Annotated in this window: 22 protein-coding genes; 8 read left to right on the top strand and 14 right to left on the bottom strand. The window is 32.8% G+C overall.

Going from position 1 to position 19,436, the window contains the following annotated elements:
- Positions 1-14: 14 nt before the first annotated feature.
- Together LQ611_RS05365 and LQ611_RS05360 are read right to left on the bottom strand one after the other, a co-directional pair.
- Entirely contained in the window at positions 15-452 is a 438-nt protein-coding gene (locus LQ611_RS05365) for a GNAT family N-acetyltransferase (protein ID WP_107565342.1), read from the bottom strand.
- A gap of 11 nt (positions 453-463) precedes the next feature.
- Positions 464-1,216 (bottom strand): sulfite exporter TauE/SafE family protein, encoded by a 753-nt coding sequence (locus LQ611_RS05360; protein ID WP_158258797.1) that lies wholly within the window; start codon positions 1,214-1,216, stop codon positions 464-466.
- Between the two features lie 143 nt (positions 1,217-1,359).
- Here LQ611_RS05360 and LQ611_RS05355 point away from each other — a divergent pair, with 143 nt between their 5' ends.
- The gene (locus LQ611_RS05355; protein WP_037589281.1) at positions 1,360-2,043 is read left to right on the top strand and encodes a DUF1129 family protein; all 684 of its coding nucleotides are present in this window, start codon (positions 1,360-1,362) and stop codon (positions 2,041-2,043) included.
- A 256-nt stretch (positions 2,044-2,299) separates the two neighbouring features.
- Here LQ611_RS05355 and LQ611_RS05350 read toward each other — a convergent pair whose 3' ends face one another.
- From LQ611_RS05350 to LQ611_RS05325, 6 genes are all read right to left on the bottom strand, one after another.
- On the bottom strand, positions 2,300-2,857 hold the full coding sequence (locus LQ611_RS05350) for a hypothetical protein (RefSeq protein WP_107565340.1): 558 nt from the start codon (positions 2,855-2,857) through the stop codon (positions 2,300-2,302).
- A 15-nt stretch (positions 2,858-2,872) separates the two neighbouring features.
- On the bottom strand, positions 2,873-3,400 hold the full coding sequence (locus LQ611_RS05345; RefSeq protein WP_107565339.1) for a GNAT family N-acetyltransferase: 528 nt from the start codon (positions 3,398-3,400) through the stop codon (positions 2,873-2,875).
- Between the two features lie 115 nt (positions 3,401-3,515).
- Positions 3,516-4,220 (bottom strand): amino acid ABC transporter permease, encoded by a 705-nt coding sequence (locus LQ611_RS05340; protein WP_232339573.1) that lies wholly within the window; start codon positions 4,218-4,220, stop codon positions 3,516-3,518.
- A gap of 5 nt (positions 4,221-4,225) precedes the next feature.
- Positions 4,226-4,921, bottom strand: coding sequence for an amino acid ABC transporter permease (locus tag LQ611_RS05335; protein WP_107565338.1), 696 nt, complete (start codon positions 4,919-4,921; stop codon positions 4,226-4,228).
- An 11-nt stretch (positions 4,922-4,932) separates the two neighbouring features.
- The gene (locus LQ611_RS05330; RefSeq protein WP_107565337.1) at positions 4,933-5,760 is read right to left on the bottom strand and encodes a transporter substrate-binding domain-containing protein; all 828 of its coding nucleotides are present in this window, start codon (positions 5,758-5,760) and stop codon (positions 4,933-4,935) included.
- Positions 5,761-5,770: 10 nt separating this feature from the next.
- Positions 5,771-6,514: an amino acid ABC transporter ATP-binding protein gene (locus LQ611_RS05325; protein ID WP_103362168.1), complete on the bottom strand. Its 744-nt coding sequence runs from the start codon at positions 6,512-6,514 to the stop codon at positions 5,771-5,773.
- Positions 6,515-6,706: 192 nt separating this feature from the next.
- On the opposite strand from LQ611_RS05325, the gene LQ611_RS05320 reads away from it, so the two are divergent.
- Complete coding sequence (locus tag LQ611_RS05320) at positions 6,707-7,990, top strand: homocysteine synthase (protein ID WP_107565336.1); 1,284 nt, start codon at positions 6,707-6,709, stop codon at positions 7,988-7,990.
- Between the two features lie 138 nt (positions 7,991-8,128).
- Entirely contained in the window at positions 8,129-8,884 is a 756-nt protein-coding gene (gene nfsA / locus LQ611_RS05315) for an oxygen-insensitive NADPH nitroreductase (protein WP_025904713.1), read from the top strand.
- 53 nt (positions 8,885-8,937) lie between these two features.
- Here the strand turns inward: nfsA and LQ611_RS05310 are convergent, their stop codons facing one another.
- Together LQ611_RS05310 and LQ611_RS05305 are read right to left on the bottom strand one after the other, a co-directional pair.
- Positions 8,938-9,615 carry an ABC transporter ATP-binding protein gene (locus LQ611_RS05310; protein WP_107565335.1) on the bottom strand — a complete coding sequence of 226 codons (678 nt, stop codon included), beginning with the start codon at positions 9,613-9,615 and terminating at the stop codon, positions 8,938-8,940.
- Positions 9,616-9,617: 2 nt separating this feature from the next.
- A complete protein-coding gene (locus LQ611_RS05305; protein WP_204175628.1) occupies positions 9,618-10,670 on the bottom strand; it encodes an ABC transporter permease in 1,053 nt (350 codons plus the stop codon).
- Positions 10,671-10,850: 180 nt separating this feature from the next.
- Here LQ611_RS05305 and LQ611_RS05300 point away from each other — a divergent pair, with 180 nt between their 5' ends.
- Complete coding sequence (locus LQ611_RS05300) at positions 10,851-11,270, top strand: OsmC family protein (protein ID WP_025904710.1); 420 nt, start codon at positions 10,851-10,853, stop codon at positions 11,268-11,270.
- 55 nt (positions 11,271-11,325) lie between these two features.
- Here the strand turns inward: LQ611_RS05300 and LQ611_RS05295 are convergent, their stop codons facing one another.
- Positions 11,326-12,225: a DNA-3-methyladenine glycosylase family protein gene (locus tag LQ611_RS05295; protein WP_107565334.1), complete on the bottom strand. Its 900-nt coding sequence runs from the start codon at positions 12,223-12,225 to the stop codon at positions 11,326-11,328.
- Positions 12,226-12,362: 137 nt separating this feature from the next.
- On the opposite strand from LQ611_RS05295, the gene LQ611_RS05290 reads away from it, so the two are divergent.
- Positions 12,363-13,262, top strand: a complete 900-nt coding sequence (locus LQ611_RS05290) for an ABC transporter substrate-binding protein (protein WP_025904708.1) — start codon at positions 12,363-12,365, stop codon at positions 13,260-13,262.
- A gap of 312 nt (positions 13,263-13,574) precedes the next feature.
- Entirely contained in the window at positions 13,575-14,132 is a 558-nt protein-coding gene (locus LQ611_RS05285; RefSeq protein ID WP_025905711.1) for a TetR/AcrR family transcriptional regulator, read from the top strand.
- A gap of 82 nt (positions 14,133-14,214) precedes the next feature.
- Here the strand turns inward: LQ611_RS05285 and LQ611_RS05280 are convergent, their stop codons facing one another.
- The 3 genes from LQ611_RS05280 to LQ611_RS05270 form a co-directional block, all read right to left on the bottom strand.
- Entirely contained in the window at positions 14,215-14,544 is a 330-nt protein-coding gene (locus tag LQ611_RS05280; protein WP_048541837.1) for a hypothetical protein, read from the bottom strand.
- A gap of 63 nt (positions 14,545-14,607) precedes the next feature.
- Entirely contained in the window at positions 14,608-16,041 is a 1,434-nt protein-coding gene (locus tag LQ611_RS05275) for a sucrose-specific PTS transporter subunit IIBC (protein WP_025905707.1), read from the bottom strand.
- Positions 16,042-16,164: 123 nt separating this feature from the next.
- Positions 16,165-17,001 carry a hypothetical protein gene (locus LQ611_RS05270; RefSeq protein ID WP_204175626.1) on the bottom strand — a complete coding sequence of 279 codons (837 nt, stop codon included), beginning with the start codon at positions 16,999-17,001 and terminating at the stop codon, positions 16,165-16,167.
- A 151-nt stretch (positions 17,002-17,152) separates the two neighbouring features.
- Here LQ611_RS05270 and LQ611_RS05265 point away from each other — a divergent pair, with 151 nt between their 5' ends.
- Positions 17,153-18,094: an agmatinase family protein gene (locus tag LQ611_RS05265; RefSeq protein ID WP_025905703.1), complete on the top strand. Its 942-nt coding sequence runs from the start codon at positions 17,153-17,155 to the stop codon at positions 18,092-18,094.
- A 28-nt stretch (positions 18,095-18,122) separates the two neighbouring features.
- The gene (locus tag LQ611_RS05260) at positions 18,123-19,346 is read left to right on the top strand and encodes an Nramp family divalent metal transporter (RefSeq protein WP_204175625.1); all 1,224 of its coding nucleotides are present in this window, start codon (positions 18,123-18,125) and stop codon (positions 19,344-19,346) included.
- Positions 19,347-19,436 lie beyond the last annotated feature (90 nt).

Genomic DNA, 19,436 nt, shown 5'->3' with positions numbered 1-19,436 from the left:
TTCCTCTCTTCTGTTTAAAATAACTTTTTACGCATAATAACTTTTTCAACTTCGTAGTCCATTGATTCATTTATTTGAATCATTGTTTTATTGTGAGCATGTACTGTTGAAACGATGGTATACGCACCCATTTCTTTCGCCCACTTTTCTATTTCTCGTTTCAAAGCGGTTGCTATGCCTTTATTTCTTTGACTTTTATCAACGAGAAGGTTGTATATCTTAACTTCTCGATCATGAACATTATATTTCGCCCATATAAAACCGATGCATTTATCTTGAATTAAAGCACCTTTCAAAACACTCTTCTCATATTCAAGAGATCGCTTTATTGCTTCATATTCCAATGATGTAGCAAGCCTCAAGCTTTGATTTTCATCTTTAAATGAAGAAGCAGCCATTTCACTAATGCTATATATCGTTACGTCTTCTTCTATATTTTTTATGACAAACATTTTTACCCTACCTAATTATTTTCGATTAATAATTTAATTGCTAAAATAAATATAATAATAAACATTATGATTTTTAGTTTCTTTTCAGGTAAAGAAACTGTTAAACGACCACCTATAAAGCCACCTAGACCTGAACCAAGTGCTAAGCTTATGGCAAATGGCCAATTAACATAACCTTGAAAAATAAAAACAAAAGTAGATAATGATAAGTAAATCGTTATAACTAACGTCTTCATACACTGAACTTCCGCATAAGTCAGTCTTGGCATAATTAAATTTAAAGCTATAATAAATAAAAATCCTACAGCGGCTTGAACAATGCCACCATAAATACCAAGTGCTAGAAAAACAATAATGAGAAGTACAATTCTAAAGACAGATAATTTTTCAGATTGATTTTGCGTATCTTTCCATCTGGTAGGAATAATCATAACGATTAAAACGAGAAGCATAATAATACCTAACATGCGGTTAAAGACAGCATCCGGGAGATTTATAGCGAAATGAACGCCAATAAAAGAGCCAATAATAGCAGGCACACTTAACATCAAGCTCAACTTAACATTTCTCATGCCTTTTATATAAAACACATATAACGCTAATAAATTTTGAACTAAAATCGCAACCCTGTTCGATGCGTTCGCAACAGTTGTTGGTAGTCCAAAAAATATAAGTAATGGCAAAACAATTAATGAGCCACCAGCAGATACGATATTAATCGTTCCTGCAAAAACCCCTACTAAAAAGATAATAAATAATGTCATGATCTCCAAGACTACACCACCTGTTACATTTAATAATATCGAAAAATGAATCATCTGTAAAAAGTATAAACCTCAAATTTGTAATGTTTTATTAGAAAATACTTGTTAGAATAAAATTATTGATAACAGAAAGGAAAACGCTGATGAAAAAATCAACACGCGACCTTATAATAGAAAACAACGTAAAACGATTAAGACTCAATAGTCACGATAGAGAAGTTTACGAAAATTATATAACATACGTACGTGCAAATTTGAGCATTAATGAATATGACTCAGAGAAAATGTTGCTCAACATACTTAATCATTTATTAAGCGCCGAAAAAGACGGCATGCATGCCATGGAATTTTTTGATCACGATCCAAAAAAACATGCCGACACGATGATTAGAAATATGCCAAATAGAACATTCCAGAATATATTTAAATTTATCGGCTTACATATCCTTATTTTGTTAGGTGTATTTTCATTCATAAGAGGATTCACAGGATTCTTCACACAAGTTGAATTCACATATCTATACACATTCCTCATCACCTTTGTAACAGGATTTACGATGATTTTCATATTTATATGGATGATATTTAAAGTCGTTCAAATACGAATATATAGCGAATCCAATTGGACAACCATGATTACTAATATATTGATATTCGGGACATTAGTAGTGACGATACTAGCCTTTTATTTACCAGGCGTCTATTTACAATTAGGACCTAAAATATATACATCGAATTGGGCATATATCATACTTTCATTCATACTAACACCACTTGGTTTATATATAGATCACCACAGAAAAATAGACCAACCCGATTCAAGGTAAAAGGACAAGCGGAACAGGACAATGGAGCAGAACAAGCGGAACCATCGTTGATTATGGTTCCGCTTGTTTCATTTTATGTGGTATAAGGAAATTACTAGGCCGATAATTTATTTTATCGGCCTGGTAATCTCATTTTCGGGTCGCTATTTTTATTTATCGGCCTGCAAATCCCATTTTCGGGTCGATAATTTTATTTATCGGTCCACATATCCTACTTCTGGACCGGTATTTATTTTTATCGGTCCAGAAAGTCACCTCATATAACAAAAGTTCCTATATATAAAATTAAAAATATCAATAGTGTTTCAATATTTATAAAAATCACATTAGGTCTAATACCTTTCTTGTGACTTGTTACATAATTTATAAGGATGCCAATATAATAGACAATCGTTATGCCCCATATTAGAACAAATAATCCTATCCCATAGTCATTATTTTGAATTAAATGTATGCCTAATAGTAATAACCAAACTGATTTGATTACATTACCAGCTACCTCTAATGGATCAGATACAATTTTGAACATTTTATCTATGGTTTTTGTTTTAAACAAATTCGTATAAGCTAATAAATCACAAATCACTTGAAGGAACATCGATACACTCATCAGTATTGTAAATATCAATCCAAATACCAATACAATGCCATTTAAGTCCCCATCAAGTTTTGCATAATAAATTAAAGGAATTTGGCTAAAACAGATAAAGATTATTGTAAACATCGTATGAATAATATAGAATTTTTCATTTTTAATTAAGTAATTAGCCAATAATAACAAACATATATAAACACCCAACCCTACTACCACCATGCTACTCACCTGTCTTTAATAGTTTTCATTTACGATGGCATATAGGTAATGGTCTTTCCATTCGCCATTGATTCTTACGTTAGATCTGTTTAGTCCTTCGCGTATCATGCCTGCTTTTTCTAATACTCTAACTGAACCTATATTTGTTGGTTGTACGCCTGCTTCAACTCTATGGAATCCTAATTCATTAAATGCGATACGAATGACTTCTTTTGCTGCCAATGTTGTAATACCTTTTCCGTTATATTCTGCGTCTAATGCATAACCCATCATACAGCTCTGAATATTGTGTCTGACGACTGCAAATAAATCTATCGTTCCGATTACTTTATTATCTTCTTTATGTACAATGACATAGTGATAGCCTTTATCTTCTGTCATCTCTTGTAAATGTTTGTCTATAATTTTTCTGTAATTATAGAGTTGGTAGTCTGAATCTTTTCTGTCTGCTGCTGAATATGATTCAAATAGTGCTCTATTTCTTACATCTATATCTAATAATTCACTTGCGTCTTTCATTTCTACTGGTCGGATTTCAATCATGGTGCACCCCCGATATTTATTTATCTATTAGTATACACTTATACGCTGTAAAGTTATAAAAAAACAAGGTCATAGTTAAAATTTCCTAGGAAATGATAATCTATGACCTTGCGCTTTAAGTTTGATATAAATACTTTCCAACTCTGTTTTCCATCTTGCCAAAAATCCATTCGAAAAAGATAGCCAAAATCCAATATATTGCACTAGCTATAATATATACTTCAACAAAACGATAACCATCGTTAGCAATAATTTGGCTGATTGCAAGTATTTCTGTTACTTGTACGACAAACGCGATTGCTGTCCCTTTAATTAAAGCAATAAATTGATTACCTAAGTTCGGAATTGCATAACCTAAAGCTTGAGGTATCACAATTCTCATAAGTATATGTCGCTTTCTAAGTCCAACTGTGAGTGCCGCTTCTATTTGTTTATCATCAACACTTCGTAAACCACCACGCATCACTTCTGTTAAATACGCAGCTGAATGTAATGTAAATACAAATAATACGATTGCTATAGGATTTATACCATCAGGATTAATGTTCAAATGCCACATTTTGTTTAACCACTCTATGACTACAGGCGTCCCATAATAAAAAGCAAACAACTGAACGATGAGTGGTGTCGATCTGAAGAACGAAACAAATATGACAATAAGTTGGTTAATAACTGGATACTTAGCTTGTCTTATTAATGCAAAAGCAGTACCAATCACTAAACCAATTACCATACTGACAACTGCTATTAATAACGTTGTTGGTACACCTTTTAAAATATCTCCAACATGTTCGTACATAAAAGGAAAATCTATCGTCAAATTGCTCACCTCATTTGTTCAGTTTGATATGGAATATTGTATTTCTTTTCTAAAAGCATCACGATAAATTCGACTATGATACAGATAACCCAGTAAATGATACAAATCGCGAAATATACTGGAAACATGCCTAGTCCGTAGTTATTACCGATAATTAAATTTACTTGTCCCATCATATCGATTAAACCGATTGTAAACGCTAATGATGTGTCTTTAATCAGTTCTATAACTTGATTACCGGTGTTTGGTAAACTATTTCTAAAACCTTGTGGAATAATAATTCTTAATAAAATTGTACGATCATTAAGACCGACTGTTTTCCCTGCTTCAATTTGTCCTTTATCAACTGAGTTATATCCAGCTCTCATCACTTCTGATAAATATGAACCAGTATGCAGCGTGAATGTCAAAATAACAAAGAAAAGTCTACTAAAATGATTAATATCAATGTACACCCACTGCAATATGATCGGTAACGCAAAATATACTAAAAATAGTTGTAATATAAGTGGCGTACTTCTAACAAAGGATACATATAATTTTACGATTTGGGATAGTGCAGGTACTTTTTTGATTCTAATAACTGCTAATACTAGCCCCAATATCATCGCAAATAAAAGAGAAAGAACGGTTATTAACAATGTAATTGGTAGTTTATCCAGTATTTGCACAAACAAATCTGGCCAAGTAGTTGTTCCCATATGTCTCCTCCTTATAAGCGGTCTTTAATATCATTTAATGACTCTTTATCATCAAATATATTAAATCCAAACCATTTTTTAGATAATTCCTCTAGCGTACCGTCTTCTTTTAACTCTTTAGTAGCTTTGTCTATATCTTTTTGTAATTGCGTATTTTTCTTATTATATAAAATATGAACAGATTCTTTTGAAACAACGCCACCAACTTTTACATCAGCATTGAGTTCTTTTTGAATTGCTTGGTAAGTTGTTAAGTTTAAGAACATGGCATCTCTTCTTTTAGATTCAATCATTTTGAAATTCTCACCATTTGAAACTTTATGAATTTCATCAATGTCGATTTGATTATTATGTGTCTTGTTGTAACCTGTTAAGATTGAATATAATCCGCCACTTGGTGACATAGGCGTCAGTCTTTTATGTTGTAAGTCATCTAAAGTTTCAATATCATTTGTATCGTTATGTACAATAAGCGTTGTTAAAGAATAAACATAGGGTTCTTTTTGATATAAGAATTTCTGCTCTCTTTCAGGCGTTTTGAAGAACCAATTAATACCCATATCAAATTTACCAACACCAATACCAACAACGTTAGATTCTTCTTCTCCAAATTCATATTGGAAATCATACTGTGGTAGTTTCTTTTCAAGTTCTTTCATATAATCCATATCGTATCCGACTGGTTTATTATCACTATCTGTATATAAATAAGGCGGATTAACTTCTGCAGATAAAGCTACTTTAACTACTTTTTTACCGTTATTTTCTTTCGTGATTGTGCCGCAACCAGATAAAGAAATGATGAGCATCATCAAAATCAATAATTTAATATACTTCATTCTTTACCTCCTACAATCCGACTGGTGTTAAACGACTTAAGAATCTTCTCGTACGTTCAGACGCTGGATTATCTATAACGGCTTCTGGTGTTCCGCTTTCAATAATTTCACCTTTATCCATAAACACAACTTGATCAGATACTTCTTTCGCAAATTGAATTTCATGCGTTACAATAACCATCGTTCTACCTTCGCTTGCGATTTCTTGAATAATATTTAACACACCTTGTACAGATTCCGGATCAAGTGCTGAAGTTGGTTCATCTAATAACAATACTTCAGGTTCGATACTGAGTGCTCTCACGATACCAACTCGTTGCTGTTGTCCACCTGATAATTGAACAGGATAAACATCTGCTTTATCATCTAAAGATACTTTCTTAAGATATTTCATAGCTTTCTCTTTAGCATCTTTCTTCTTCATTCCTTGTCCGTATATCAAACCTTCTGTAATGTTTTCTAAAATTGTACGGTTTTTAAACAAATTATAGTGTTGAAAGACCATTGCAGATTGACTTCTTAAGCGCGTAACATCCTGCTTTTGATAATTTTCTACATCGAACTTACAATTCCCGAGTTCGATTAATCCTTTATATGGTGTTTCAAGCATATTTAAACTTCTTAGTAGCGTCGTCTTCCCCGATCCACTTGGTCCAATAATTGTTGTGACGGTTCCTTTTTCTTGTTCAAAATTTATATTTTTCAAAATTTCTTGTGTACCAAATTTATGATACAATCCTTCAACTTTAAGCAAGTCATCCACTCCCGAGCGTAATAATATTTTGAATTTATCATAACTATTCTTATAAGTAAAGTCGGCTTTAAATAAAAAAATGCTTTTTTAAAGGCTTTATGAAATTTTCTTATCTTTTAACTCGGATTTAATTGAATTTTTAAAATTGTCTGACTATAATGACATATATATAACTTAAGGAGGTATTTATTAATGACACAAGAAAATTGGAATAAAGAGACATTAGCAATTCACGGTGGTCAAGTACCTGATCCTGTAACAGGTTCTACAGCTGTACCTATTCATCAAACAACTTCATATACGTTTAAATCTACTGAACATGCGAAGAACTTATTCGCTTTAGCTGAAGAAGGTAACATATATTCTCGAATCATGAACCCAACAAATGATGTATTCGAGAAACGTATCGCTTTATTAGAAGGCGGAATAGCAGCATTAAGTGTTGGTAGCGGTCAAGCAGCCATTACATTGAGTATATTAAATATTGCAGAAAGTGGCTCTGAAGTAGTCGCATCTACTAACCTATATGGTGGTACATATAATTTATTTGCTGTAACTTTAAAGAAATTCGGCATTAAAGTGCACTTTGTAGACCCAGATGATCCAGCAAATTTTGAAGCAGCAATCAATGAAAATACGAAACTTATTTTCGCTGAAACAATTGGTAACCCACGTATCGATGTATTAGATATTGAAGCTGTTGCTAAAGTTGCACACGATAATGGTATTCCATTAATCGTCGATAATACATTTGCTACACCTCACCTACTACAACCAATTAAATTTGGTGCTGACATCGTTGTCCATTCTGCGACTAAATTTATTGGTGGTCATGGTACATCAATTGGTGGTGTGATTGTAGATAGTGGTAAATTCAACTGGGATAATGGCAAATTCCCTGGATTAGTTGAACCTGATCCAAGTTATCATGGTGTATCTTATGTCAATGATGTTGGTGCAGCTGCATACATTACGAAAGCACGTGTACAATTATTGCGAGACATTGGACCAGCACTTTCTCCATTTAATGCACAACAATTCCTAATCGGACTTGAAACTTTACATTTAAGAACAGAACGTCATTCTGAAAATGCTCAAAAAGTTGCAGAGTTTCTAGAAAATCATGAAAAAGTAAGCTGGGTTAATTATCCTGGTCTTAAATCTAATCAATATCACGAACTCGCAACTAAATATTTACCTAATGGCCAAGGTGCTATCTTAACATTTGGTGTTAAAGGTAATTCAGAAGCTATTCCCGAATTTGTTGAAGCACTGAATTTATTTTCATTATTAGCAAACGTTGGTGACTCTAAATCACTTATCATACATCCAGCAAGTACAACACACCAACAATTAACATACGAAGAACAACTAGCATCAGGTGTTACAAAAGACTTAGTACGCTTATCAGTTGGTACAGAATCTAGTGAAGACATTATTAAGGATTTAGAACAAGCGTTAAATAAAATCAAATAAGTTTCACTTAATAAGCGTTTAGGATATCATATAACATCCTAAATGCTTATTTTTTATTTAAAGCACCTTATATGAATATTTTTAATATTTTTGATAACATTTATATATCATAAGTATTATAAAGGAGCACTGAACACAATGAATCAAAGTGTATTTGACTTAACTCAACAGCACCGATCTGTTAGACAGTTTAAAGATGAACCTCTTTCGAAAGAGACTGTAGAAAAATTAGTAAAAGCAGGACAAATGGCTTCAACTTCAAGTTACGTTCAAGCTTATTCTATTATTGGTATTACAGACCCAGAAATTAAACAAGCATTAAAAGAAGTATCAGGGCAACAACATGTTGTCGATAACGGTTATTTATTTGTGTATGTGATAGATTATTACCGTCATAGTTTAATTAACCAAGAAACACAAGGTAATATGCAACCTAGTTTTGAGTCAGCTGAAGGCTTGCTAGTTGGTACGATAGATGTTGCACTTGCTGCACAGAATGTAGCTTTAACTGCTGAAGATATGGGGCTAGGCATTGTTTATTTAGGATCATTACGTAACGATGTTGGTCGAGTAAGTGAGATATTAAACTTACCTGAGCATGTCTTCCCACTATTCGGTATGGCTGTCGGTGTACCAAGTGATGACGATCAAGGTTCACCTAAGCAACGTTTACCATTTGAACATGTCTTCCATGAAAATCAATATAATGCCGACAAAGAACAACAACTCAATCAAATTAAACAATATGACAAAGACATACAAGAATATTATGAAAAACGTACCCAAGGCAAGCGCTCAGAATCTTGGTCAGAACAAATTAAGAATATGATGAGCAAAAAAACAAGACCAGATATTCTAGAAAAATTAAATTTAAAAGGATTTATTAAAAAATAATCATACAAAAAGCGACTGTGAGATGATTAACAATCTCCAGCCGCTTAATTTAATTATGATACTTGTTCCTCAATTCTTCCGTCACTTAATTTAATCACTTTATCTGCAAATTCAAATATTCTTTCATCATGTGTAATCATAATACCAATTGAATTATTTTCTTTCACACTATTTTTAATCATTTTTGCTACTTCTATTGCACGTTTTGAATCTAAACTTGCAGTAGGCTCATCTGCCAAAATCATTTTTGGATGATTCATCCAAGCTCTCATAATTGCAACACGTTGTTTCTCCCCGCCTGACAATTCATTTGGATATGATTTAAGTCGATGAGATAAACCAATTTGTTTTAATAATTTTTCTGCTCTTTCTTTAGCATCTTTTTTACGCATACCAGCCATTTCACCAACATAAACAAGTTGATCTGTAACATTTAAATATGGTATTAAGTGTGATGATTGAAAGATAAATCCTATTTGATTCAATCTCATATCTGTTAATTTTTTATCTGATAAGTCTACATAATCTAAATCGTCTAAAGTTATTTCTCCTGAGCTTTTGCCAAGTAATCCACCAATAATAGAAAGTAATGTAGATTTCCCTGAACCAGAAGCGCCATTCAAAATAACAAGCTGTCCTTTTTCTGCTGTAAATGTAATGTCATTTAATACTTGTGTTTTTGCTTCATTTTCTCCGAATGATTTTGTAACATGTTCAACAACTAATCCCATTATTATTCGCCTCCTATAGCTTCAAGTGGTTCGATTTTTGTCACTTTAATCAGTGATAATACGGCGCCGATTAATGAAACAACGATGAATACGGCTACCATTAACATCATTAAGTTTACGTCAATATAGAATGGCATTGAAACTGGCATCACACTGTTGATGATAAATATAACGGCAATGGATAAGACCACGCCCGCTAATGTAATCATCAGAATTTGCAGCATTAATGATGCGATAAGTGATATGTTTTTTGTACCGATTGCTTTTAAAATACCAAATTGGCTTGTTTTTTGAATTGTCATAACATAGAAGAATGCCGTAATAACAATCGCTGAAATAACGAATAAGAATACAATCATCAAGTTCAATGGTTGTTGTTCTGCGTTATAACTTGGAATGGCATTTAACATGTCATCTTGTGAAATGACTTTAACATTGTCTACGTCGTTGATTTCATTTTTTTGATGATCATTCAAGTTGTCATATGCAATGACTGAAATATGATGACCTTTCAACGCATCCATGCCATTTTCATTTACATATGCCATAGATGTATGTGAGAACATGATATTATCTGCGAATCCTGAGATTCTATATGATTGATCGCCTTCTGATAATTTAATTTCGTCCCCTACTTTAAAACCTTCTGCTTTTAATTTTTCATTCAATAACACTTCGTTTTTATTTTGAGGTAAATGTCCTTCTGTTGGTTTCGGTTTAATGTTATTTGTCATTTGTGTAAACATTAAATCTGTTTTCCCACTTTTAGTATCAATTTTTTGCATTGCTGTTTTGATTGTGTCGCCTTTAGCAATTGTATTAACAGCGTCATCAGTTTTCGTCGTAATATTAGACTGACTCAAGTTATTGTCAGCATCACTGGCAATTACGTAAGTACTTTTATTCCATTGTTCAATTCCCGATACGTTCTCTTTAGCTAACCCTTGTGCTAAAGCTGATATAAATAACATTAAAAATGCTAATAAGAATAAAATTAATGTTACGAGTAGATATTTAAATTTGTAATAAGTAAGCTCTTTAAGTGCTAGTTTCATGTCTATCCGTTCCTCTCTCTTTAATGTATATACATATCATAACGAGGCAATATGAACTGAATATGAACAAAAAGACATAAAACTAATTTTTTTATTTTAATGAATGATTATGGGAAAGACGATTTACTAGTCTATATTATTTGAAGTTGATACAATTTAAAAAAAGAGGAGGAGAGCTTAATGATTAAGTCTACTTGGCAAGGTAAGAAAACTTTTAAAGCACAATCCAAATTTGGCCATGACATCATCTCTGATGCACCAACAGAATCAGGTGGAGATGACAACGGTCCATCTCCTGTTGAACTTTTGCTAAGCGGTTTAGCTGGATGTACTGGAATTGATGTTACTAATTTAATGAAAGAACGTTTAGCACAAGTTACCAAATTAGAAATTACTGTAGATGATGAAAGAGAAGATACAACATCTCGTGCAGTGAAACATGTCACATTAATCTTTGATGTTGAAGGTGAAGTGGATTTAAAAAAATTAAAGCGTTCCATAAAACTGAGTGTTGAAAAATATTGTACGGTTGCACATTCTTTAAAAGCAACAATTGAACCAAAACTTATCTTTAATGGTGAAGAACAAACTTTAGACTAAAAATTAAGAGTTGGATGAAATACCCTATTTATCGTAGAGATTTCAATCCAACTCTTTAATTTTGAATATGTGGTGCTCGCCATATATAAAACGTTGCATAAGAACTCCACTCATGCCAACCTTCATTCAAACTTAACATTTGTTCTTTAGATGGTTTCTTATCTAAATTCAAGATGTCTTTCAATGCGTTTTGTAGCCCAACATCCCCGATTGGAAAAGCATCCTGAACACCTAACGCACGCATCATAACATAATGTGCTGTCCATGGACCAATCCCTCTAATTTTAATAAGTGTACGCTCAATATCATTTGTATCTTCAATATCCAACAACATGTCTTTAGATAACATTTGAGAATGCATTCTTTTCGCAATATCTATTAAATATTCTGCTTTTCTTCTTGAAAATTTCAAATCCATCAACTCTTGTACAGAAACATTTGCAATCACTTCAGTTGTAGGATGGATGTAATAAGCTTTATGATTATACGTAATTTTCTCTCCATAAGTTTGAACAAGTCTCTTTTTAAGTTGGTATGCAAATGTTAAATTAATTTGCTGTCCAATTATGCCCCAGGAAATAGCTTCAAATAAATTAGGAATTCTAATCAATCTTAAACCATATAATTCCTGGATTAATGGCTTTAATATTTCATTTTTTCTACCATATTGGTAAAACGATGATAAATCTGCTGAGAAATCGAACCATTCTTCTATATATGCAATTATTTTTTCAGTAAGTGTAGGATTTACAGAAACATCATTTAAAATCTCAACAATTAAGTAATGGCGATGATAATAAATACACATCAACAGTCGCTCGCCATCTAAATTTATCGCACGATAAATTTTATGATCTTCAACTTCAAATAACACTTCATTCTCATCTCTTTTTAAATAATCTAAGCATTTTTCATAGTCGAATATTTTGGGACATTCTATTCTAATTTCATGCACGAGACATCACCTCCATCGTTACAGTTTATTATCCATTATTTACAATTTATAAACAAATTTAAAATAAAAAAATGGATACTATTTAACAAATTAACATGATATAATTGAAAGTAATTATCAATTAGGAGAGAGAAAAAATGACAAAAAAATTACTTGTATTCCTCGCTACATTGTTACTTGTATTAGCAGCTTGTGGCAACAAAGATGATGACTCATCTAAAAGTAAAACTCACAAATATAAAACAGATGAAGGAAAAACAGTTGAAATTCCTAACAATCCGAAACGTGTTGTGGTATTAACAACTAACCAAGGTAACTTCCAAAAACTTGGTGTTGATCCAGTTGGAACAGATGCTGATTTCCCTAAATCAAAGTATGTTGACGATAAAGACGGGAAACGTGTTGGTTCTGAAGATGTTGAAGCTGTTACAAAACTTAAACCAGATTTAATCATTACTTATAATGCTAATCCACAAATTAAAAAATATGAAAAAATAGCACCTACTGTACCATTCGACCACAGTAAACGTACTTTTAAAGAAGTACACATTGAAATCGGGAAATTATTAGGTAAAGAAGATCAAGCTAAAGAACAAGTTAAAGAATTAGAAGATATCATGGCTAAAGACGGGAAAGAAGTTCAAGACAAAATTGGTAAAGACAGCACAGTTTCTATCATGGAAGTTGGACCTAAAGAACTTACATTAATCGGTAAGAACTTTGGTAGAGGTTCAGAAGTCATTTATCAAGGATTTGGATTCAAACATCCAGAAGCAGCACAAAAAGACATTCCTAAAGAAGGTTGGTTAACAACTTCATTCGAAAACTTTAATAAATACACTGGTGATTATTTATTAATCCCAACTGAAAATGGAAAAGCACCAAGTTCTTCATTAACTAAAGGTAGCATTTGGAAAAACACACCAGCAGTTAAAGAAGATCAAGTGTACTACTATCCAAGAAATGAATTTATGTATTCAGATCCAATTTCAATCGAAAAACAATCTAAATACTTCAAAGATATGTTAACTAAATAATAAAGCAGAGACTGGGTCATACTGACCTAGTCTCTTCTATTATATATGTTGGTCTTGTGAACACTTCTGCACAAACTTGTTCATAACGGAGTTGTTAGTTACAAAACTACTGAGATTTGTTACTATGGACAGTCTTAATTACAAAACTCGGCCGAAGTGTTACTAATACACTCGTTATTTGCACTTCTCACCAAAACTGCTAATAACAACATGCTCGCCTACAAAACTCATATCAACAATACCTCACAACCTCCCTATTTGCATTTCATAAATTTTATGCATACACTGTATATTAAAGGAGTGGAATTAATTTTGACTAAACAAACGGATTTACGTGTGATTAAAACTAAAAAAGCACTCACAGAAACTTTAATCTCGATTCTTAAAGAGAAAAATTTCTCAGAGATTACTGTAAATGAAATTTGTCATGCATCTCTTATACATAGAACAACATTTTACAAGCATTTTATGGATAAGTTTGATCTCTTACAATATGCATTAAGCGAATATACGAAAGATTTCTTTGAATTAGATTTATACGACCGTCTACATCATCCTTTTCAATCGATGGAAAAGGCATTTATCAGTGAGTTAAGTGACGTATTTGAAAAACAAAAAGATAATAGTGATACTGCATTTATGGATGAAATTGCTAAGTACTTTATTGAGGTATTCAGCAAAGATTTTAAAAATAATATCGATATGGTTTCAACACCAGAGCATTTACCTCAATCTTTACTACCTTTTATTTACGCTTCTAATTTAGCTGGTATTATACATTGGTCAAAGTCCACAAATAATGATTTAGACTATGAAAAGCTTGATAAAATTTTTAACGAAGTCAATATTATTGGATTGAATAACAGTTAATCAATTTCATCATTTGTATTTAAAAAAACCTTTCAATTTAGACCTGTTATGGTCTTCATTGAAAGGTTTTTAACGATGTTATTTATTGTTGAACAAGATTGTTAACGTAATCTTTGAATGCTTCTTTGTCGCCTTCTTCAATATCTATCATTGCAACTTTTCCTTGAGGGAATTCAATAAATAATACACCTTTATCTTCTATTGTAACGGCTTTGATATCTTGATAACTAAATACTCTTTTATAAGGTTCACCGTTCATATCAACGCTCATAATGACACGTTCGTTTGTTGTAATATATGCCCCTTTAAATTGGCTTTGTTCGCCTACTTTATAAATAATTGTTCCTAATACACTTGGACCAACTTTTTCTGTAGGATATAATTCGTTTTCATCAATTTCATTTAATTTCATGTTCAATACCTCCATTTAATAACTACTTCTATTGTACGAAATAATGAGAGGTCATAACAAATATTATGATTGCACATCTCTATATGCTTTTCTTCTAGATAATACAATTGTAACAACGAATGCGACAACAATTGCTATCGCCATACCGATAATATAGTTAAACCAACTACCTGGAGCTATAGAAATAAATCCTGGTAATCCCGCTGTACCGAGTGCAATAGCTTTTACTTTTGTTGCAGCTACATAACAAGAACCAACACCTGATCCTATAATCGCACCGATAAATGGATAACGTAATTTTAAGTTTATACCAAACATAGCTGGCTCTGTAATACCTAACAATGCAGAAATACCTGCTGCTGAAGCAGTACCTTTCATTTTATGATTCTTCACAATAAAGAATGCTGCAAGTGTTGCTGCCCCTTGTGCAACGTTAGACATTGCTGCAATTGGGAATATAAATGATCCGCCTGTATTTGCTTTGTCTGCAATCAATGTTGTTTCAATAGCGATAAAGCTATGATGCATGCCAGTAATAACAATTGGTGCATATAATAATCCAAATAATAAACCACCGATTGCACCACCTGTTTCATATAACCAAGTTAAACCGTCAGATAAGAAAGTTCCTGCAGTTCGTGTAACTGGTCCAACGACTAAAAATGTAACAAATGCTGTAAAGAATAATGACAGTAATGGTGTTAATAAATTATCTAAAGTAGAAGGAATGACTTTTCTAAATCCAATTTCTAATTTAGCAAGTATGTAAGATGCGACTAATATAGGTAACACTTGTCCTTGATAACCAACCATTTTGATAGAAAGTCCAAAAATTTCCCACGTTGGGATTTCGTCGCCTTTTACTAAAGCTTTAGGATAATCATAACCATTCATTAAACTAGGATGCACAAGTATCATACCAAGTGCAGCTCCAAGAAATGCGTTTCCTCCAAACCGCTTCGCTGCACTAAAACCTATTAGAACTGGTAGAAATACGAATGGTGCATTAGCGAAAACATTAATCATATTAGCTAAACTTGCAAATTGACTATGTACATCAATAAATGACGCTTTATCATAAAATAAATCTTTAGCTGTCAAAATATTATTAATCCCCATTAATAAACCACCTGCTACAATTGCAGGAATAATCGGAACAAATATATCTGATAACATTTTTACAAATTGCTGAATCGGGTTTAATTTCTTAGTCGATTTTTCTTTTACTTCTGATGTTGTAGATGCCTCTAATCCAGTTAAAGATTCCATTTCCGCAAAGACTTTGTTTACCGTTCCAGAACCTATAATAATTTGGTATTGACCACCGGTTGAGAAAGTCCCCTTAACAACATCCATATCATTTAATTGGTCTTCATTTACTTGAGACTCGTCTTTTAATACAAGTCTTAAACGTGTGGCACAATGCGCAATAGCTTCAATGTTATCTTTCCCACCTATTGCTTCAGTAATATTCTGAGCTTCCTTTTTATAATTCATTCATTTCACTCCTTATTTATCCCGTTCTTTTTGGTACCGGTACCAAAAAGATTCAAAAAAATATATTAACATGTTCTGATTGTAATCGGTTCCATTAAAATTGTCAACGCTACGAATGTAATTTTACTGATTTAAATTAATATAACCAGCTCTAATTTTTTTGCCATTTTCATTAAATGATTCAACATAACCATCTTCACTAACATTGTATGACCCTAGTAGTTTGCCATCTTTACTTGAATATGAAAATCCAAACACGTCACCTTTCTTCTTAGGTTCTTTCCAAATGATATGATCTGTTCCATCTTTATCTATACCTTCAAACGCTTCTACTGCATCAAATACGTTATCTCTCGTAATGGTTGTTTGTTGATTATCCCTTGAATTTTCAAACTTAAAGTCATCTGGAAATTGCATGATATATTGAATATTATCATCGTCATTATTTCCTTTTGTATATACAGCAACTTGGTAGCCGTTATGATTCGTCTTGTTATAAACAACAAATGAATGTCCTTGTCTCGTTCTTAAATCTTGTGTTGGTTCACCATGAAAATCTACAGAGTCTTTGTACGTAACGTGATTACTAGGAACGATACTGAATTGTTTAACTGGATAACCTTCACTCAAATAATACATAACCATAAAGTTCCCATAAACATGCCCTTCTCTTCCTAAAAAATTACGTACTTCTTCTTCATCTCCATATTTAGATTCTATTTCTGTCTTGTCCATTGTCTTCATTAATCCTTTATATCCCGTAACATGGTTTTCATTCATATAATGATCAGAAAAATCCTGTGATAAAACATTAATTTTTGGCGTTTCTTTTTTATTTTTATGTTGTTTATTATTGGATTTCGAAGATTTTTGATTGTGATTTTGAGGATCTCCTATTGTGATACTACATCCTGTTAAGAGCAATATAGCAGTAATCATCCATACACATTTATATATCATGATTATAAATCCCTCCAATCATTTTAAGTAAAATTTAATTAATATATTAAAATTAATATTCCCTTTTTCAAAAATAATATTCAGAAAAGTTTGAAAACGAATGATTACTTTTATATAATGTGAATAAATAATTGAAAGGAGAACTTTTACAATGACAGAACGAATTTATGGCAATACACCTTGCTTTTTAGGTGGTAAAAACTTAACAAAAGAAAAAGATTATTCCACAGACGTTCTCGTATATGGCGTCCCTTTCGAAGGACCTTGCACTTGGGGAGATTATACAGGGTGTGAATTAGGACCGAAACAAATTAGATTATCTTCTGCTAGATATAGCGGATATTTACCTGAATTAGATCATATAGATGTACATAAGCATTTATCCATCGGCGATGTAGGTGATGTTTCAACTGTACCGCATGATGTTGATCAAACGGTTCAGAACATTGAAGCATTTGCTGAAGATTTATGGAAATCTAATAAATTTTTAGTTGGCTTAGGTGGCGACCACGGTATCACCTATCCAATTTTAAAAGGATTAACGAACACTGGGAAAAAAGTAGGCATTATTCATTTAGATGCGCACTATGATAATATGCCTCATTATGAAAATGAACAATTTGCGCGTAATACACCTTTCATGAGGTTATATGAAACAGAAGGCATTCGAAACGAAAGCTTAATTCATACTGGTATTCATGGACCTCGTAACCAGCCTGAAACGGGACAATTCGCTAAAGAAAATGGTGCGGTTACTATCACAATCAATGAAATTAAAGAAACATCTGATTTACGTCAGTTTGCGCGTGATATTTATGCACAAGCAAGTAAAGATGTAGATGTCGTTTACTTAACGATCTGTAGTGATGTACTTGATTTCGCTTTTAATCCAGGTGGACCTGTTGATGGTAATGGTTTAACAAGTTATGAACTTTTAACAATGATATACGAATTTGGAAAGTTAGGTCTTATTGGTATGGACTTTGTTGAAGTTTATCCAATGCAAGATGCGAATCAGAACTCTGCTCACTTTGTATCAACTGCTGTACTTTATGTATTAGCCGGCCATATTAAGTATTTAAACAAAGTTTAATGCCTTACAAACGAAGGGATGACAAGATATGACTGAAAAGAGAGAAAGAAGTAAGTTTAGTATTTTTGGTCCCGGAATGATTATTACTGCATCATTTGTTGGTCCTGGTACCGTTACAACCATGACTCAAGGTGGTGCAGGATTTGGATACAGCTTACTCTGGGCAGTAGTCTTCTCAATCATCGCAACGATTGCACTTCAAGAAATGGTTGCTCGATTGGCGCTTGTTACAAATGAAGGTTTAGGAGAAGCTATACGGGATATTTTTAATCACCAATTACTTAAACTCATCACAGTTTGGTTCAGTATGATTGCTGTCGCAGTTGGTTGTGCAGCATACATATCGGGGGATTTATTAGGGACATCGTTAGGTGCTGCCTATTTACTAGGCATTCCTGAAAATTATATTGCACCTGTCATTGGTATAGTTATTTTGTTAATCGGGTTAAGCGGTAGTTATGATTTAATAGAAAAAGTTATGACCGTACTCGTGCTCATTATGGGTATCATTTTTATAACGACAGTCATCGTCATTCAACCAGATTTCGGTGCTGTCTTAAAAGGTGCCTTCATACCAAGCATACCTAACGGCTCATTATTAACAATCATCGCACTAATTGGTACAACAGTAGTACCTTATAATTTCTTTATCCATGCCAGTTCTATACATGAACGATTTAATGGTATAAAAGATTTAAGAATTGTAAGAATCGATACAATTGTTGCAATAGGATTAGGTGGACTGATATCTGCTGCCATACTAATTACAGCAGGTACACTCATCCACGGGAAAGAAGTCACAAGCTTAGTAGAATTATCCGAACCACTTAAACCAATTTTAGGAGACTTAGCACCTATTTTCATGAGTGTTGGCTTATTCTCAGCTGGTCTATCTTCAGCAATTGCCTCTCCAATGGGTGCCGCAGCAACAATCAGTAGTTGTCTCCGTTGGAAAGGTGGCGTAAAAAGTAAAAAATATAGACTCGTGTTCGCAATCGTCATTTTCATAGGTATCATCACTTCTTCACTCGGATTCGAACCATTAGAAGTCTTACTCATTGCACAAGCATTAAATGGCATCATTTTACCGCTCATCGCAATATTAATCTTTGTAATATTAAATAAGAAGAATATGATGGGTAAATTTGCAAATGGCATCGTCCTTAACATCATCGGACTATTTGTCGTACTCGTCGTATCATTTTTAGGTGTCTACAGTTTAATAGATGCTATACAAAGCTTTATAGGATAAATCAAAACCACCCGTTTAACGGGTGGTTTGTTCTGCGGCTATAAGCCTCTATTACTGACCAGCCCTAAAAGGGCACTGAGAAGATCAGCC

The organism is Mammaliicoccus sp. L-M44 (assembly GCF_022386355.1).
In the GTDB taxonomy this organism is placed as follows: domain Bacteria; phylum Bacillota; class Bacilli; order Staphylococcales; family Staphylococcaceae; genus Mammaliicoccus; species Mammaliicoccus sciuri_A.
The sequence above is the reverse complement of the archived record's forward strand: the minus strand, read 5'-3'. Positions and strand labels throughout refer to the sequence as shown.